Annotated in this window: 18 protein-coding genes and 1 pseudogene; 16 read left to right on the plus strand and 3 right to left on the minus strand. The window is 35.9% G+C overall.

Features of this window, described 5'->3' with window-relative positions; all coding sequences use genetic code 11:
* Positions 1-17 precede the first annotated feature (17 nt).
* The 7 genes from BM305_RS12760 to BM305_RS12790 all read left to right on the plus strand — a co-directional run bounded on the left by BM305_RS12760 (position 18) and on the right by BM305_RS12790 (position 6,701).
* Positions 18-953 (plus strand): glycosyltransferase family 2 protein, encoded by a 936-nt coding sequence (locus BM305_RS12760; RefSeq protein ID WP_092561440.1) that lies wholly within the window; start codon positions 18-20, stop codon positions 951-953.
* Positions 954-1,001: 48 nt separating this feature from the next.
* A complete protein-coding gene (locus BM305_RS12765) occupies positions 1,002-2,030 on the plus strand; it encodes an LCP family protein (RefSeq protein WP_092561442.1) in 1,029 nt (342 codons plus the stop codon).
* A gap of 140 nt (positions 2,031-2,170) precedes the next feature.
* A complete protein-coding gene (ilvN, locus tag BM305_RS12770) occupies positions 2,171-2,674 on the plus strand; it encodes an acetolactate synthase small subunit (protein WP_092561444.1) in 504 nt (167 codons plus the stop codon).
* 69 nt (positions 2,675-2,743) lie between these two features.
* Positions 2,744-3,754: a ketol-acid reductoisomerase gene (ilvC, locus tag BM305_RS12775; protein ID WP_092561446.1), complete on the plus strand. Its 1,011-nt coding sequence runs from the start codon at positions 2,744-2,746 to the stop codon at positions 3,752-3,754.
* A 105-nt stretch (positions 3,755-3,859) separates the two neighbouring features.
* Positions 3,860-4,489 carry a chloramphenicol acetyltransferase gene (locus BM305_RS12780; RefSeq protein WP_092561688.1) on the plus strand — a complete coding sequence of 210 codons (630 nt, stop codon included), beginning with the start codon at positions 3,860-3,862 and terminating at the stop codon, positions 4,487-4,489.
* A gap of 128 nt (positions 4,490-4,617) precedes the next feature.
* Positions 4,618-5,886, plus strand: a complete 1,269-nt coding sequence (locus tag BM305_RS12785; RefSeq protein WP_242940537.1) for a DUF1565 domain-containing protein — start codon at positions 4,618-4,620, stop codon at positions 5,884-5,886.
* Complete coding sequence (locus tag BM305_RS12790; RefSeq protein WP_092561448.1) at positions 5,886-6,701, plus strand: formylglycine-generating enzyme family protein; 816 nt, start codon at positions 5,886-5,888, stop codon at positions 6,699-6,701. Before BM305_RS12785 ends, BM305_RS12790 begins: the two co-directional genes overlap by 1 nt.
* Positions 6,702-6,780: 79 nt before the next feature.
* Here BM305_RS12790 and BM305_RS12795 read toward each other — a convergent pair.
* A pseudogene (locus BM305_RS12795) lies at positions 6,781-7,626 on the minus strand (nucleoside recognition domain-containing protein); the annotation flags it as partial.
* Between the two features lie 33 nt (positions 7,627-7,659).
* Here BM305_RS12795 and BM305_RS19180 point away from each other — a divergent pair.
* The 9 genes from BM305_RS19180 to BM305_RS12835 all read left to right on the plus strand — a co-directional run bounded on the left by BM305_RS19180 (position 7,660) and on the right by BM305_RS12835 (position 16,198).
* Positions 7,660-7,812, plus strand: coding sequence for a hypothetical protein (locus BM305_RS19180; RefSeq protein WP_207649490.1), 153 nt, complete (start codon positions 7,660-7,662; stop codon positions 7,810-7,812).
* Positions 7,813-7,846: 34 nt separating this feature from the next.
* Positions 7,847-8,311, plus strand: a complete 465-nt coding sequence (locus tag BM305_RS12800; RefSeq protein WP_092561452.1) for a hypothetical protein — start codon at positions 7,847-7,849, stop codon at positions 8,309-8,311.
* 367 nt (positions 8,312-8,678) lie between these two features.
* Entirely contained in the window at positions 8,679-9,371 is a 693-nt protein-coding gene (locus BM305_RS12805; protein WP_092561454.1) for a flavodoxin family protein, read from the plus strand.
* Positions 9,372-9,481: 110 nt separating this feature from the next.
* Entirely contained in the window at positions 9,482-10,177 is a 696-nt protein-coding gene (locus tag BM305_RS12810) for a response regulator transcription factor (RefSeq protein ID WP_092561456.1), read from the plus strand.
* Positions 10,174-11,610 (plus strand): sensor histidine kinase, encoded by a 1,437-nt coding sequence (locus tag BM305_RS12815; RefSeq protein WP_092561458.1) that lies wholly within the window; start codon positions 10,174-10,176, stop codon positions 11,608-11,610. The genes BM305_RS12810 and BM305_RS12815 overlap by 4 nt, the downstream gene beginning before the upstream one ends.
* A 73-nt stretch (positions 11,611-11,683) precedes the next feature.
* Positions 11,684-12,301, plus strand: a complete 618-nt coding sequence (locus BM305_RS12820) for a ferritin-like domain-containing protein (protein WP_177214724.1) — start codon at positions 11,684-11,686, stop codon at positions 12,299-12,301.
* A gap of 177 nt (positions 12,302-12,478) precedes the next feature.
* Positions 12,479-13,171 (plus strand): YiiX/YebB-like N1pC/P60 family cysteine hydrolase, encoded by a 693-nt coding sequence (locus BM305_RS12825; RefSeq protein ID WP_092561462.1) that lies wholly within the window; start codon positions 12,479-12,481, stop codon positions 13,169-13,171.
* A 76-nt stretch (positions 13,172-13,247) separates the two neighbouring features.
* Positions 13,248-14,306, plus strand: coding sequence for a hypothetical protein (locus BM305_RS12830; RefSeq protein WP_092561464.1), 1,059 nt, complete (start codon positions 13,248-13,250; stop codon positions 14,304-14,306).
* 266 nt (positions 14,307-14,572) lie between these two features.
* Positions 14,573-16,198, plus strand: coding sequence for a recombinase family protein (locus BM305_RS12835; RefSeq protein ID WP_242940538.1), 1,626 nt, complete (start codon positions 14,573-14,575; stop codon positions 16,196-16,198).
* On the opposite strand, the gene BM305_RS12840 is transcribed toward BM305_RS12835, so the two are convergent.
* Both BM305_RS12840 and BM305_RS12845 read right to left on the minus strand, forming a co-directional pair.
* The gene (locus tag BM305_RS12840; RefSeq protein WP_092561466.1) at positions 16,159-17,520 is read right to left on the minus strand and encodes a FeoB small GTPase domain-containing protein; all 1,362 of its coding nucleotides are present in this window, start codon (positions 17,518-17,520) and stop codon (positions 16,159-16,161) included. The two genes, BM305_RS12835 and BM305_RS12840, sit on opposite strands and share 40 nt — an antisense overlap.
* Positions 17,504-17,776 (minus strand): FeoA family protein, encoded by a 273-nt coding sequence (locus tag BM305_RS12845; RefSeq protein ID WP_092561468.1) that lies wholly within the window; start codon positions 17,774-17,776, stop codon positions 17,504-17,506. The genes BM305_RS12840 and BM305_RS12845 overlap by 17 nt, the downstream gene beginning before the upstream one ends.
* Positions 17,777-17,885: the final 109 nt, after the last annotated feature.

The raw sequence follows: 17,885 nt of genomic DNA on the forward strand, positions 1-17,885 counted from the left end.
ATAGGAGATTTGAGAGTATGGAACGAGCTGGGACAGTGGATGTGATTATTCCAGTGTATTTACCCGATTCAAAGCTAGAACTTTTGCTAGAAAGAATGAAAAAGCAGACGATTCCACCTAATAAAATTATTCTGATGCATACAGTTGTTCCTGGTAAAGAGTCAATATTGATTCCTTATCAGGAAAAGTTTGAAGTAGAGGTACATGATATCTCCAAGAATGAATTTGACCATGGGAGAACTAGAAATGCAGGTGCGGGTTTTTCCAATGCAGAATATATTTTATTTATGACACAGGATGCGGTGCCAGAGGACAAGCATTTAATTGAAAATCTGTTAAATGGGTTTTCACAGGAAAGCATAGGAATTTGTTATGCCAGACAGCTTCCAGGGAAACATAGTGATGAAATCGAGCGGTTTACAAGGAATTTCAACTATTCAGATGAAGATATTATTAAATCAGAGAAGGATATGAAAACCCTTGGGATTAAGGCGTTTTTCTGTTCCGATGTATGTGCTGTGTACAGAAGGAAATATTTTGATGAGATTGGTGGATTTGTTGAAAAAACAATTTTTAATGAAGATGCCATCATGGCATATTATTTTTTAATAAAAGGGTATCAGGTTCACTACGTAAGTAGTGCAAGGGTAATTCATGCCCATAAGTACACCTATCGCCAGCAGTTTACCAGAAATTTTGATTTAGGTGTTTCACATGCTCAGTATAGTGAAATATTTGAAGCTGTAAAATCGGAAACGGAAGGAATAAAGCTGGTGAAGGATACATTGGATTATTTGTGTAAATCCAGACGGTACTGGAAAATTCCTGATTTAATATTTACCAGTGGATTTAAGTTTTTAGGATACCGTTTCGGAAAGAAGTATCGAAGACTTCCAAAAGGGTTGGTTGTAAAACTGAGTATGAATAAAGGATTCTGGAATGAAGGAAAATAAACAAGTTATATTAGTAATGAATGAAAATAGAAATGAAGGTGCATACTATTGAATCAGAGTACAAAAAATTCCCAGCCTAATCATGGTGTGAGCAGGAAAAAGAAAAAGAGCAGAAAGGTTTTGCTTATAAAGCGGATCGTGTTAGTTGCTTTCCTTATGCTTGCAGTGGTGTCAGGTCATGTTGCAGCTCGTATTAATCACTCAATGGAAGAAGTTCTGAATTTGGTCGAACGGGATCCAGCTACGGATTTATCAACGGTAGAGGTAGATTCAGATAATTTAGTTTCAGATGATAAAATTATTAATATTCTTCTCATTGGTTCTGACAAACGGGGAAGCTGGAAGGAAACAGGACGTTCTGATTCGGTAATGATTGCAACTTTAGATAATAAAAATAAAAGAATAAAACTAACCTCTATTATGAGGGATTTATATATTACGATACCATCCTATGGAGAAAACCGTTTCAACGCTGCCTATTCGTTTGGGGGTGTCAGCCTGGTGTATCAGACCATTGCGGATAATTTTGATTTGAAACTGGATGGCTATGTTGTAGTTGATTTTGAGGCTTTTAAAAAGGTAATTAATATTATCGGCGGAGTGGAAATAGAGTTGACAGACGCAGAGCAGGAGTATCTAGTTACACATTACAAATCAGGAACGGTTCATGAGTTGGTGCCAGGCGTAAATAATATGGATGGTAATCAGGCACTTGCCTACTCCAGAATCCGACAGGATGCAAAGGCGGATTTTGGAAGGACAGAACGACAGAGAAAGGTGCTGGCAGCAATCTTTAAAAAGGCTAAGTCAATGCCGCTTAGTGACTTGGTCGAATTGGCAAAGGAAATTGTTCAAAATGTTTCCACGGACTTGACCAATGATGAGATTATATCTTATATGAAGTCAGTTTTATTATTAGGAACAACGGAGTTGGATCAGATGAGGATTCCGGTGGATAATTCTTTTCGAAATGAAAGGATTGGTGGAAAAGCTGTATTAGTTCCTGATCCTGATTTAGAGGAAAATAAGAGAGCATTGCATGATTTTATTTTTTTATATAATGGAAGTGATAGGTAAGTTGGCTTTTGGCTTGACAAAATATAGGCGAATTGTTACAATACCTTTAGTTGATTAAAGTTGTAAAATTTAAATAGCTATATTGCCCCATTGTAATACGTTGCAATGCTGGGCAATTTGTTTAAAAAAGGAGATTAATCATGAGAAGAATGGTTTTATCAATTCTTGTAGATAATACTGCTGGTGTATTAAGCCGTGTAGCAGGATTATTCAGCAGAAGAGGTTATAATATAGATAGTCTGACAGTTGGTGAAACAGAAGATTCCAGGTATTCCCGAATGACAGTTGCTGTTACAGGAGAAGAACTTACACTGGAGCAGATTAAAAATCAACTTGGCAAATTAGAAGATGTCCTTGAGATAAAAGAACTTAAGGGTGATAATTCTGTATGCAGGGAGCTGATTTTGATTAAGGTTCTTGCAAGTCAGGCAGAGAGACAGGCGATTATGTCTGTAGTAGATATTTTTCGTGCAAAGATTGTGGATGTTGCCACAGATTCACTTATGATTGAATTGACAGGTAATCAGACAAAGTTAGATGCATTTATTAAGCTGCTAGACGGTTTTCATATTAAGGAGCTGGTTCGGACAGGTGTTACAGGTCTGACGAGGGGTTCTGGGGATATGGCCGACTACATAGATTAGCGCGATAGACTAACCCCGTTGCACTAAATTATAAATTAAGAATATATATTTCAGAGAGGAAGTAAGGAAATGGCAAAGATTTTTTATCAAGAGGATTGTAATTTATCATTATTAGAAGGAAAAACCGTTGCTGTCATCGGATATGGCAGTCAGGGTCATGCACATGCTTTAAACATGAAGGAATCAGGTGTAAATGTAATCATTGGTCTTTATGAAGGAAGTAAGTCCTGGAAAAAGGCTGAAGAACAAGGACTTACTGTTTACACAGCAGCAGAAGCAGCTAAATTAGCAGACGTAATCATGATTCTAATTAATGATGAAAAGCAGGCTAAATTATACAAAGAATCCATTGAACCAAACTTGGAAGCAGGAAATACTTTGATGTTTGCTCATGGTTTTGCAATTCATTTTGGACAAATTATTCCTCCAGCAGATGTAAACGTAATTATGATTGCACCTAAGGGACCTGGACATACTGTTAGAGGTCAGTATCAAGAAGGAAAAGGTGTACCTTGTCTTATCGCTGTACATCAGGACGCTACAGGCAATGCACATGACTTAGGTCTTGCTTATGCATTAGCAATTGGTGGAGCAAGAGCAGGTGTTCTTGAAACTACTTTTAGAGAAGAAACAGAAACTGACTTATTTGGTGAGCAGGCTGTTCTTTGTGGTGGTGTAAGTGCTCTTATGAAATGTGGATTTGAAGTATTAGTAGAAGCTGGATATGAGCCAGAAAGTGCTTATTTTGAATGTATTCATGAAATGAAATTAATCGTAGACCTGATTAATCAGAGTGGTTTTGCTGGAATGAGATATTCTATTTCTAATACAGCTGAGTACGGTGATTACATTACTGGTCCTAAAATCATTACTGAAGATACAAAGAATGCAATGCGTCAGGTATTGAAAGATATCCAGACTGGTGTATTCGCTCGCAACTGGTTATTAGAGAATCAAATTGGTTGTACAAACTTCAATGCGACTAGAAGAATTGAAGCAGAGCATCCAGTTGAAAAAGTTGGTGCTGAACTTCGTAAGTTAATGAGCTGGAATGACGAAAATAAACTAATCAACAATTAATTGCGATATTGATAAATAAATCTGCTGTGAACAAAGGCGCTTTGCCAAGTTTACAGCAGTTTTTTTATATGATAGGAGATAAATAATAGTATGGAGGAATACAGTATGCAAAGTAATTATACAAAAATTGATGTTGAAAACTGGAAACGCAATATGCTGTATCACTTTTTCCGAAATGCGGAAAACGGTCAGTATAGTGTTAGCTATGAGGTTGATATCACCAAATTTTTAAGTAGAGTAAAAGAGAATAATCTGTCTTTTTATTATTCAATGATTTACGCAGTTACGAAGTGTGCTAACCAGGTTGAAGAGTTCCGATATCGAATTTTAAATGGTGAAGTATTGTTATATGATACCATTAGCCCATCTTTTACAGGACTGGATAAGGAAACAGAGTTATTTAAGGTTGTTACGGTAGATATGATAAATGACATGGAGGAATTTGTGAAAAAAGCAAGGAATCAGGAAGAAAATCAAAAGAAATTTTTTGTAGGACCAGTTAGAGAAGATGTATTTCACATGACATGTCTGCCATGGATATCTTTTACTCACGTTTCTCATACGGTGTCTGCTAATAAGGAAGCTGCAATTCCTACTTTTGCATGGGGAAAATATTATGAAAAGGAGCAAAAAGTGATACTTCCTTTTTCTGTTCAGGTGCATCATTCCTTTGTAGATGGGGTTCACATTGGAAAGTTTGCAAAGATATTGGATGATTTTATGAATGGTTTTTAAATATTGTTTGAAAACTATTGACAGAAATGTTAGGAGTTGTTATATTAGTTTTATACAACAAAATACTAAAATATTTTAGATTTTTGTGTAGTATAAACATAATTAAATAAATAAAAGGAGGTATTTTTTTGAAAGTCTTTGGGGAAATTTATGGGGAAAATTTCATTAAGAAAGTTCATTTTGGTACGGTAGTAATGCTTTTGGGTTTCCTGTCATTGCTGTTTGTGCCAGCTGTTTCTGTTCATGCAGCTAGCTACTATATTGCTACCAATGGCAGTGACAGCAATCCAGGTACTTTGAGTGCGCCATTTGCATCGATTGCAAAAGCTCAGTCAGCAGCTTCGTCAGGTGATACGGTTTACATTCGAGGAGGTACTTATAAAAACTTTACCATTGCAAATTCTGACAGCAATTATAATTATGTACATGATATTACAAAGAGTGGAATTACATATCGGGCATATAAGTCTTCAGAAACACCTGTTTTTGATTTTTCTAACATAACAACTTCAAAACGCGTAGCAGCATTCCGTATTGCAAAAAATGTGCAGAAGGTTGTGTTTTTATCTATTAAGGTAACGGGTGTACCAGTAGGGAGTCAAAAACAATCCGAATGCTTCAGAGTGGAAGGAAATGCGTATTTTAATCAGGTATATTGCTATAACAATGCGGCAAATGGGTTCTATTTTGTAAATCATGGAACAGGTACTTGTATAAAATGTGATTCGTATAATAATATTGGTACTACTAGTACGTCTGTTGGAAATACAGATGGATTTGGAGCCCATGGTGATGGTGTTGTTTTCCAATATTGCCGTGCATGGAATTGTAGTGATGATGGTTTTGACTGCCTTACTTCAAATGGTGCTAATACGTTTGATACCTGTTGGGCATATAATATGAATGCGGGTGGAGATTCCAACGGATTTAAAATTGGAGGCTACGGAACAGGCAAAGTACCAAATACAGTTCCCGTACATACTGTGAAATACTGCCTTGCTGCTAATAACGCAGGACATGGGTTTTATGCAAATCATCAGCCAGGAAAATCAGCAACATGGACATATAATACGGCATACAATAACAGACATGGCAACTACAATATGCTGGAACGTGTCAGCCAGACAAATTCAACGGATATTCCAGGGACAAGAGAAGTGTTGCATTATAATATAGGATATCAAGGAATTATTATAGAACAGGCTAATTTACCAGCAGCAAATATAACAAATAATTCATGGACAAAAAGCGGAGTTTCTGTTTCTTCCGGAGATTTTGTAAGCTTAGATGCAAGCCAGATGACAAAAGCGCGAGGTGCAAATGGTATTTTACCTACTATCACCTTTATGCATTTAAAGAGCAACAGCGATTTGAAAGGCTTAGGATGTTTTCAGTAATGAAAAGGAAGTCTTTGATTGCAATATTTTTGTTTCTTATAATTACTTTTTTGGTTTTCATAGTGATTAATAGTTTAAAGTCTAATAAAAATGATTTTGATAATGAAATAGAAAAAGTAAGGCATATTTCTCTGGGAGATTATGTGACAATGGATTTTGTAAGAATTGAAGCAGGAACATTTTGGATGGGTTCTGATGCTGAAATAGGAGATAGTGATGAAACACCAAAGCATATGGTCACAATTACTCAACCTTTCTATATTGGAAAATATGAAGTAACACAGGAACAATGGCAGGAAGTTATGGGAACCAATCCTAGCGAATTCATAGGAGAACATAATCCGGTTGATTCTGTCAGTTGGGAAGAATGTCAGGTGTTTTTAAAAAAATTAGAAGAAATAACAGGATTTCAATATGTACTTCCAACAGAAGCTCAATGGGAGTATGCCTGTCGGGCTGGTACAAATACAGCGTGGCATTTTGGTGAGGATGATTCACTTCTTTCACAGTATGCATGGTGTGATACGGATCCTAGCAAAATGACACATCCAGTTGGGGAAAAGAAACCAAATGAATGGGGACTTTACGACATGTATGGAAATGTACAGGAATGGTGTTCAGACTGGTATGAAAACAAATATTTAGATGAAAATTCTGTTGATCCATTAGGCCCATCTACTGGAGACTCTAAAGTTCTGCGTGGAGGTGGCTGGGGAGAAAGTGCTTTATACCTGCGTTCAGCCTATCGTAACTGTAATGGAGTGGAAGGAAAAAATAACGGAATTGGATTTCGGTGTGTAATGCTTATTAGATAAAAATATAGAGACTTATTTAACATTTATCCTTATGAAAGGAGTATATACTGCGTTTTGGCAGTAATATACTCCTTTCATGTTAAGTTAGAAATGAACTGATTGTATGAAAGGAAAAGCATAGGAGTAATCCTATTAAAGTAGGCAGAACAAATGCTATTCCCGTCCATTTTAAGCTTTGAGTTTCTTTTTTGATGGTCAGTAAGGTAGTAGAACATGGCCAATGAAACAAGGAAAAAAGAATGGTACAGATTGCAGTTTTCCAGGTCCAGCCGTGTAAAATAAAAAGTTCTTTCATTTCATTTAAAGAATTCAGTTCCTGTAAGCTTCCAGTAGAGAGATAGATCATAATAATAATTGGAATTACAATTTCATTTGCAGGAAAACCGAAAATAAAGGCAATTAGTATGGCACCGTCCAGTCCCAAAAGTCTGGCAAAGGGATCTAGAAAATCAGCACAGAATTGAAGCAGACTAATTCCATTTACTGATATGTTTGCCATAAACCAAAGTAGTAATCCAGCTGGTGCGGCAACAACAGCTGCCCTTCCCAGTACAAATAAAGTACGATCAAAAATGGAGTGTATGAGTATTTTTCCAAACTGTGGTTTTCGAAAAGGAGGAAGTTCTAAAGTAAAGGAAGAAGGTACTCCTTTTAGTAATGTTTTGGATAGCAATAAGGATATCAGGAATGTCATCATAATGCCAAGCAGAATAACTAAAGTAAGAAGTATTGCGGAAAGTAGTCTGCCTCCTGGCAGGGGAAGGAATCCAATTAAAAACATGGTAATAATTGCGATAATTGCTGGAAAGCGTCCGTTGCATGGCATAAAGCTGTTAGTCAGAATGGCAATGAGCCGTTCACGCTTGGAATCAATAATGCGGCAGCCGATAACGCCAGCAGCATTGCATCCAAGTCCCATGCACATGTATGGTTGAATTTGGAATGCAAAATGTGTACAATGTATTATGTAATTGATTTGCAGATTGAATTATTAAAAATGCTCAAAACAAGAAAAGTAAATGCTTATCCAGCGTTTATTGCTATTCAAAAGCGAGAAGAATATAAAACATTTATGAGTAATTTTGGTAAACATTTTATTAATGTTTATTAGTGTAATAATAGCGACATTAAGGAGGAATTGGGAAATGGTGCATGTGGTGTATTGTGATAATACAGGGAAAACTGGAGAAAAGGAATTAAACAAAATTTTGGAGGGGACTAAGACGATGGTGGTTCGAGGTGCGGCGGGAAGAAAAATTCCCCATAGCAGAGTTTTCGAGGGAGAAACACTTTATTTTATGGAAAAGGGAACAGCTAAAATTTCAGCTAAGGCAACGGTAAAGAACGTCCAAAATTATGTGAAATTATCAGATGAGGAAATAACTGGGGTGGTGGAAGACAATCAGCCAAAACTGAATTTGACAGTCAAACAAAAAGAACGCTGGCATAAAAAATGTTTATGCTTAGTGGAATTTGATGAGGTGGAAGAAATAGTACCTCTTGATTTTGACCATCAGGGAAATATGGATGATTGGCTGATTATTGAAAAAATTGAGGATGTGCTGGTTGGTACAAGCATTCCTTATAATTATGAGAAATCTAGATTTTAATGATTTATTTACGATTGCTGTAATATTTAATTTCCATGTAAATAGACTGGCTTTTAAGCCAGTCTGTAAGGGGAGTTTTAGTGTGAAAAAAAGTTAATCTATATAAAAAGTTAATTGTCTTATTAGTCGAGGATAGCAACGGTGCGTGCTTTTTGTTGCTGCCCTCATTGATTTTTATAAGTATAGTATACGTGGAAAATATGTTGTGAAAATGACCAGAGTGTGAAAAATTTGTGACGGATTAATAAAGAGATAATTATTTCTCAATTTATAATTGCAAGAATTGCTTTGATAACGTATATACTAATTGGAATAAATATAGGAAATAAAATCGAATCATTTCCAAAAAAGTAGGAGAAAAAATAAAATGAAGATTGTGGTTATTCACGGTCAAAGCCATAAAGGTTCAACCTATCATATTGCCAGATTGCTTACAGAAAAATTGGGAGGAGAGGTAACAGAATTTTTTCTTCCAAAAGATTTTAGTTCATTTTGTGTTGGGTGTACCAATTGTTTTATAAAGTCTGAAGTGCAATGTCCTCATTATAATGAATTGACTCCCTTAACCGAAGCTATTGATCGTGCAGATGTAATCATATTGGCAAGTGCCGTATATGTATATCACGTAACAGGAGCTATGAAAGCATTTTTAGACCATTACGGATACAGGTGGATGGTACACAGACCAGAGGAAAAAATGTTCAAAAAGCAGGCTATCTGTATATCAACTGCCGCAGGTGCAGGTATGAAAAGTACAAATAAAGATATGGCAGATAGCACATTTTTTTGGGGTATTGCAAAAACTTATAAATATGGTGTAGGTGTCGCAGCGGTGTCATGGGATGGAGTTAATTCAAAAACAAAAAGGCGTATTGATAAAAAAACTACTGTAATCGCAAACAAAGTAAAAAAGAATATGAACCATGTATCATCGACTATAAAGACTAGGGTGTTTTTCAATATAATGAGGTTGATGCAGAAGCATGGATGGAATAAGGCAGATGTGGATTACTGGAAAGAAAAAGGTTGGACAGGAAAAGCCAGACCTTGGAAGAAATGACTAAAGTGTAAGGAGTCTGTAATAATTGTGACTAAGTCACAGAAAAACAAATGTTATATTTGCCTTGTTCGTAGTATAATAATAGAAAAATACAGCGAAAGGCGGAAAGTATGGAAAAGAAAATAATTTTAGTAGTAGACGATGAACAAGGTATCAGAGATATTGTGAATGAATATCTTAGTCCAGAAGATTTCCAAGTGGTACAAGCTGTAGACGGAGTAGATGGTCTGAATAAATTTAAGAATAATAACATTGCAATGGTTATTTTAGATGTAATGCTACCCAAAATGGACGGATGGAAGGTTTGTAGAGAAATTAGGTCAGTATCTCAAGTGCCGATTATCATGCTGACCGCTCGTGGTGAAGAATATGACAAGCTATTTGGATTTGAACTAGGTGTGGATGATTACATTGTAAAGCCATTTAGTCCCAAAGAATTATTGGCGAGGATGAAAGCAATATTTTCCCGAAGCGAAAAAGTTCGGGAAGAACCGGCAAAACCCAATAGAAAACAGTTTCAAGAGATACAAATCGATTTTGACGCAAGAAATGTATACTATGGTAAAAAACGAATCAATATGACTCCTAAGGAATACGATTTATTTCGTTTCTTTGTAAACAATCCTGGGAAAGTATATTCTAGGGAACAATTGCTGAATCTGGTGTGGGGTTATGAATTTGTGGGTGATATTAGAACCGTAGACACTCATGTAAAAATGTTACGAGAGAGTCTAGGCAAATACAGAAAGTGGATTGTGACAGTCTGGGGTATTGGATACAAATTTGAAGCGGAGGAAACAACATGAGAAGTGTGAGAACAAAGCTCTGGATTTGGATAATGGCATTAATTGCAATTATTTTTGTATTGCTCTGGATGTTTCAAATTGTTTTTTTGGAGAAATTTTATCTGACACTGGAATTGGGAACAGTAACAAAAAATATCAATCAGATTGTAAATGAAATTAACAATTTAAATAGTTTAACTGAAATCAGAGAATCAACTTATATTATGGAAGAAATGGATACTCTGATCTATGAAAAGCAACTTTCGTTGGTAATAATCGATTCTTCTTTTAATAACGTATATCAGGCTTCTTATGGAAGTGGTTCCAATATGCCAGGGGCGATGAAGGAACCTGTTGCAAAGGCAGAGGAAAGCGCTTTGAAAGGAACTGTGTATCGAGAAAAAGTCATTCATCCCAAATTTAATTATCACTTTATGATATATGGAGTGCCAGTTTATAAAGGGGAATACATTAGTGGCGCAATGATAGCAATCATACCATTAGCTTCAGTGGAAGAGACTAAGCAGATATTAAAAACTCAGCTGCTTATTATTGTAAGCATTTTATTTGTAGTTTCTATTGTGACGGCATTTATTTTGGCACGTTCTTTCACAAATCCCATTTTACAAATTAGCAACATGGCAGAAACCTATGCTTATGGGAATTTTGAAAAACGGATAGAAAATAGTAGGAATGATGAAATTGGGCAGTTAGCAAAAAGAATGAATGAGATGGGAGAAGCACTGGTACGGAACGAGGTATTGCAAAAAGAACTAATTGCAAATGTTTCACATGAGCTTCGTACACCATTATCTCTAATTAGAGGCTATGCAGAAATTATTCGTGATGTGACAGGTGACAATCAGGAAAAAAGAGAAAAACAAATAGGCATCATTATTGAAGAAACTCAACGGTTAAGTGAAATTGTGGAAGATATTCTGAGTCTTTCCCAGATGCAGTCAGGGACTATTATTCTGGAATGTGAGAAATTCTATTTAAGTGAAATGCTTTATCAAATGAAAGAACGATTTGAATTGCAGCAAGAAAAAAGAGAACTGAATATTTATAGTTTGATAAAGGAGGAAGCGGCTGTAGTAGGTGATAAAAAAAGAATTCAGCAGGTTTTCTACAATTTAATTGCTAATGCATTTTCCCATTCGCCTGAAACTGAAAATGTGGAAATTAGAATAAGTGAAACTGAAAGTAGAATAAAAATAGAAGTCATAGATCAAGGGGAGGGAATTGCAAAGGAAGATTTAGGGCATGTATTTGAACGTTATTACAAAGGAAAAAGTGTAAATGGGAAAAAGCACAGTGGAACAGGATTGGGACTTGCTATTGTAAAAAGCATATTAGAAATGCACCAGTCTGCATATGGGGTGGAAAGTGAGCTTGGAAAAGGAACTATCTTCTGGTTTGTGCTGAACAAGGCTGATTCTCATACTTCTTTCTGAATTCTATCATACTTCTATCAAAACTTTTCACTATAATAAACATATAATAAAACTTTAGAAGGAGATGTTTCAGATGAGAAGAAATATTAAAAAAATGGCAGGTAGTATATTAGTAGCAGGAGTATTAGCAACTGGATTGGCAACAGGAGTAAACACCTATGCAGCGGCAAGCATAGAAAGCAATGCAGCAGCTGTAGTGGATAATACGGTGATACAGAATATGTTGCTAACAGCAATTGAGGACGAATATTTGGCAAAAGCGCAGTATCAGGCAATTATGGATAAGTTTGATGTAACCAGACCGTTTTCTAATCATGTGAAAGCAGAAGAGGTTCATATTAATCTGCTTACCGCACTTTTTGAGGAATATGGAATTGAGCTGCCTGTGAAGGATTGGGACAACATGGTTGTATTGCCAGATTCACTGGAGGCAGCATATGAAGCAGGGGAAAAGGCAGAGGAAGATAATATTGAAATGTATGAAAGCTTTTTAAAGGAAACACTTCCAGATAACGTAAAAGAAGTATTTGAAGAACTAATAAGTGCGTCTGACAGGCATTTACAAGCTTATCAGAGACAAGGAGATTGTGATGGTACAGGGTTAGGAAAAAGTGGTTTAGGAAGATATGGTTCTTCTAATAGGGGAAGGCAGGGAAATAGAAACAATCAGCAAGGAGAGTGCATATTATAATATGAGGCAAACCAACAAGAGACAAGTTAGTATTGTTTTTTGTTGGTTTTTAATTTGTTATGGGGCATTGTCTATATGTTAATTATAAGTAAAAAATGGTAAAAACAATTGCGTTTTGTAGAGAAAACAAATATAATGGAAAAGTAATAAAAAAAGAAAGAAGAGAGGATACGAAAAATGAAATTTAAGTTTTTATTTTCCAAGGCTATATGTGCGTCTGTTTTATCCTTTGCGTTTGTATGCAGCATTTCTACCAGTGTAAATGCAGCTGCCACAGTAAATGCACAGAATAGTTCACTGTTCCAGAAGAGTGTCATAACAGAAGGACTTGCTGAAGAAGCGGCTAATTCCATTGTAGTATCAGATAAGACACAAAGCACTAGTAGATTAAGCAGTTTGTCAGTTAGTACAGCATCCACTACATCTACAAGTGGTACATATCCAACAAGAAAAGGCGTTATTTTAGTTACTGGCGATTATTATAAGGGATTGATACCTACAGGACATGCTGCCATCGTTTACAACAGCAGTCAGGTAATTGAATCATTAAGTGATGGTGTTCAATTTGGAAGTAATAATTGGTATTCCAGCAAAGATACCTGCTATGGTGTTACTTGTAGTTCTACAACAGTAAGTCAGGATGCAGGCACTGTAGATTACATAATTTCTCAGGGGTATGTTGGGTTGCCATATAATTATAACTATTTTAATGTCAGCACCAGAAGCAAGTTTTATTGTTCCCAATTAGTATGGGCTGCATACTATGATTCATTAGGAATTGATTTGAACACATCCACCTTTGGGGCAGCTGTTCATCCATTAGAATTAGTGAATACATCAAAAACTGTAACAATATATGCAAAAGAATAATACATAACATAATGTGAAAGAATAGGAGAATTAAGTGTTTAAAATCACTTAGTTCTCTGTTTTTGAGAGGAAATGAATGAAGAGAATAGTAAAAATAATAACAGTAATAGGCGTAGGAATTGTTTTATTAAGTGCCTGTAACTATATAAATAAGAAAAATAGTAAATTTCCTTCTGATTTTTATATGGGAATCATTCTGACAACAGAACAAAAGCAAAGTTCATTTTTGTATTTCTATGATTCTGAATTAAAATTGGCAGGAACGAAAAAAATACCATATGGAAACGTAGGAAGTACTTTTATCAGACCAGAATCTCGGAACCAATATCTTTATGTAAATGCAGCTGGCTTAATGGGAGAAAAGAATCTGGGACTGTCACTTGAAATTAATCTGGAATCTGGAAAAACGAATCAATATAATCATAAATTAGTCGGGCCTTCGGATTGCGCAGAATCAGACGACTATATTTTTGTATGCAATAATCTAAATAAAGTATCACATATTGTAAGATGCACAAAGGGAACTAAGGAGATTAAGGAGTTTAAAAAGGAAGTATCTTGTATTAATACTATATTGTGCTATGAAAACCAGTTAATTGCATTTGCACAAAACTATGGAACTAGCGTTAATTCCTATATTTATCTACTAGATTATGAACTGAATTTGTTAAAAACCATTGACATTACTTCACTTGGGATCGGAACCTATAATACCTGCATAGAGAATGACAGGCTATATTTCAATATTATCAGCGATGTAAGTGATAATCCAAATCATTGTATAGGAGTGCTTTCTTTAGCGGATTATAGTCTTTCCCGTTTGGAAATACCAGAGAAGGATTCGTTTGATATACAGGTGTATGATGGGAAATTATACAGTTCAGGCTTTTCCAAAAATAATAATGGCTCTATTACTCTTTATGATTTTGATTCAAATCAGTATAAAACTTATCAGTTTGACCATCCAGTTAATTGTTTTTATATAAATCAGGGCTGCCTGTTTATAGTGGAAAATTCTAAAATATATGAATATCAGATTGAAGAAGATGGGTTTACGAAGATAAAGGAACAGGATGTGCCAAGTCCAGATGGAGAGGAATGTTTTTATTTTATTTCAGGAGCATTTTTTAAATAGTAATAGATAATTGCAACCATAGAAAACACGCATGGCGTGTTTTTTCTGGATGAAGGGGTTGGAATGCCGTATAGGACAAAATAGTGATTTCATATGATATACAGAGGTGATAATCATGCAGACTTGCAATCAGAACTCCACAATAGAATGCATTGAAAAAAATGTCTATGAGATAAATGCTGTTTATAGCAGCTCAAAAACCATCCAAGAAATCTTAATTGAAATGCTGATCAAAAAAGTAGAACAGGATTTGAGGTGGTAGCAAGTTGAACAGCAAAACTATGCAGTACTATGCAGCACTGTATTTACGGTTATCCAAGGATGATGATGGAGCAATGGAAAGTGCCAGCATTACAACACAAAAAAAAATGCTTATAGCCTATGCAAAGGAAAAAGGGTTTCGCATTGTGGATATTTATATCGATGATGGATACAGCGGGACCAATTTTGAAAGACCTGAGTTTAAGCGTATGATTCGGGATATAGAGAGAAAAAAGGTGAATATGGTAATTACAAAGGATTTATCTAGATTGGGTCGAGACTATATTACTACTGGACAGTACACTGAGATTTTTTTTCCGGTCCATGAAGTTCGGTATATTGCAGTAAATGACGGCTATGATTCGGAAAGTCTGCATAATGACATTGCGCCCTTTAAAAATATTGTAAATGAGATGTATGCCAGGGATATTTCACAAAAAATTAAATCTTCCTTTGAAACAAAAATGCGAGAGGGCAGTTTTATTGGAAATTTTGCTCCCTATGGGTACAAAAAGGCACCTGATAATAAAAACCAGTTAATAGTAGATGAAACAGCTGCCAGTGTCGTAAAAAAGATATTTCATCTGGCAGAAGAGGGAAGCAAGCCAAAAGAAATTGCTGACCTACTAAATGAAAGTAAAATTCTAACACCAGCACTCTATCGTTGTCTATCCAGACCTTATCTTAATGTTGAAAATTATACAAAAAGAAAAGAATGGACTTCTTCTACCATTTCTAAAATACTTAAAAACATGGTATATCTTGGACATATGGTACAGGGAAAGACAACGAAGGTATCATTTAAAAGTCAAAGAATGATAACTGCTCCAAGGGAAAGATGGATTATTGTTGAACATACCCATGAGCCAATTATAAGTCAAAAGACCTTTGAAAAAGTAAGATGGCAAATGACTTCCAGACGTTCTTGTAAAAAAGGAAATTTTCAAAATATTTTTTCTGGCATTGCAAAGTGCATGGACTGTGGGAAAAACATGTCCACCACAGGAACCAGAAAAAAGGGGACAGTTACCAATCTGGTCTGCGGAGGATACAAATTATTTGGAAGCAAGGAGTGCAGCAATCATTTTGTGGACTATGGAATATTATATCAGATTGTACTGAATGAAATAAAAAAACAGATAATCCTATCGGATGAGGACAGACAGGTAATTGGTAAGGTCTTAAAAAATCGTGTGCTGCAAGTCGACGGACAGGAATCAGATAGGCAAAACAAGAAAATTTCATGTTTAAAAGCCAGAGACAGGGAACTGGACTTTATAATAAAAAAACTGTATGAGGACACCATTTCAGGTAAAATCAGTGAAGAGAGGTTTCGAAAATTATCAGGAAGCTATGAGGAAGAACAGAAGGACATTAAAGAAGAAATTCTACAGATTCAGCAGAAAATCGCTTATAGTTCCACAAGTAAACCAGACGATGAAATGGTCTATAATCTTTTGAGTAAGTATTTAAACGTAACAGAGCTGACTCAGGAAATCCTATACGAACTGGTTGACCGTATTGAAATTGGTCAGGGAGGTTATGAACAGACACCAGAAGGAAAACGGAAACGGCAGGAAATCAAAATTTATTATAAATTTATGAGAAGAGATGTGAGTGAAACAGTATAGCATATAGCAACTATCCACATGGATAAACATTGCTTTCCACAGGTACAAGATTTTTTGAAAATATGATCCAGATTAAATGCCACCCGTGGCAGATAGCCAAAATCCTCTAGTAATGTGAAAAGAGGAAAGAAAATTGCCATTGGTGGCAGCATAACGGAAACTACCCATGCAAGGACACGGTATGCACCATCAATTAAAGGACCCCGAATCCATTCAGTAATGCCAGCATATCGAAACCATTTAGAAAGGTGGGATTCTAATCCAAACAGCAGGCTGGAAAGTAACTTGGAGGGGTAGTTGGCTCCTGTAATAGTAAGATAAAATACAAGGCATAGTAAACTAAGCATAATAGGAATGCCAGAAACACGATTAGTTAATAATTTATCCAGACTTTTTTGCCGCTGGCAAGAAGAGGAGGTATTCTGGGTCACAACCTGTTGATAAACCTGCTCGGATTTTTTTACAATTGAACGGATTAATTCGTCCCGGAGACTTTCCTTTGTGTAGCCAGCCTGCTCTATGTGTTTCCTTGCTTCATTACAGGCAGCCAGAAGGCTGACATCGTCCAAAGGATTTAAATGCAGATGTCTGGTAATGCCGTTCCAGAGAGAATCATCATAATCTAATAATTTAAGCGCAATCCACCGCTTATTGATGTTGCTTAAAAAAGAATGTTCTAGCCCGGAGGAAATTATTTTTATTGCCGTTTCTATTGGTTCAGGATATAGAATGTGTGGATTTTCATAGGATGCTCTTGGTGAAGCAGAAAAATTTACTAATTGATTTGTTAGATCAGTAAGACCGCTCCGATTGCGTGCAGAGGAGGAAACAACCGGAATTTTTAAAAGTTGTTCCAACAGAGGCAGATTAATATCAATTTGCTTTTTTTTTGCTTCATCCATGAAATTGATGCACAGCATTACACAAGGAGTTACCTCTATAATCTGAAAAACCAGATTAAGATTTCGTTCCAGGCAGGTTGCATCGCATACAATTAAAATGGCATCTGGGTTTCCGAAGCAGATAAAATCTCTTGCCACTTCTTCTTCTGCCGAGTGAGGAAAAATGGAATAAGCTCCTGGTAAATCTACAAGAATATAATTGCGAGAATTTTTTTTAAAAACTCCGTGAGCATTCGTAACAGTTTTACCAGCCCAATTACCAGTATGCTGATTTAGTCCAGTCAAGCTGTTAAAAACAGTACTTTTTCCTACATTTGGATTTCCAGCTAAGGCAATTATTATATCATCTGGCTGTGATTTTACAATCGTAAACGGGTTATCAAGTGCATGCATACCCATTGATTTACTGGTTAATCCCATTTTTTGCATCCCCTCTTTCAAATAGTGGTTCTACAATAATATTGACAGAATCTTCATTTCTTAATGCAATTACAGCACCTCGTATGAGAAATGCAACAGGATCACCATAGGGGCTTTTCTGCCGGCACTCAATACGTGTACCAGAGATAATTCCCAAATCCAAAAGGCGCCTTCTCATCGCTCCCCTTGTCAGAATTGTTTTAACAATACATTGCTGGCCCTCTTTGATTTCGTTTAGTGTACATTGGATGGACATTTTATCACCTCAATAATTAACTTAGGTTAACTTTGTTTCTTTATACTATGCCAATAAATTGCCTTTGTGACCTGTTTTTAATGAAGTCCGGGAGAACAACAGGTTTAAA

The sequence above is a fragment of the Anaeromicropila populeti genome, assembly GCF_900112775.1.
Taxonomy (GTDB): domain Bacteria; phylum Bacillota; class Clostridia; order Lachnospirales; family Lachnospiraceae; genus Anaeromicropila_A; species Anaeromicropila_A populeti.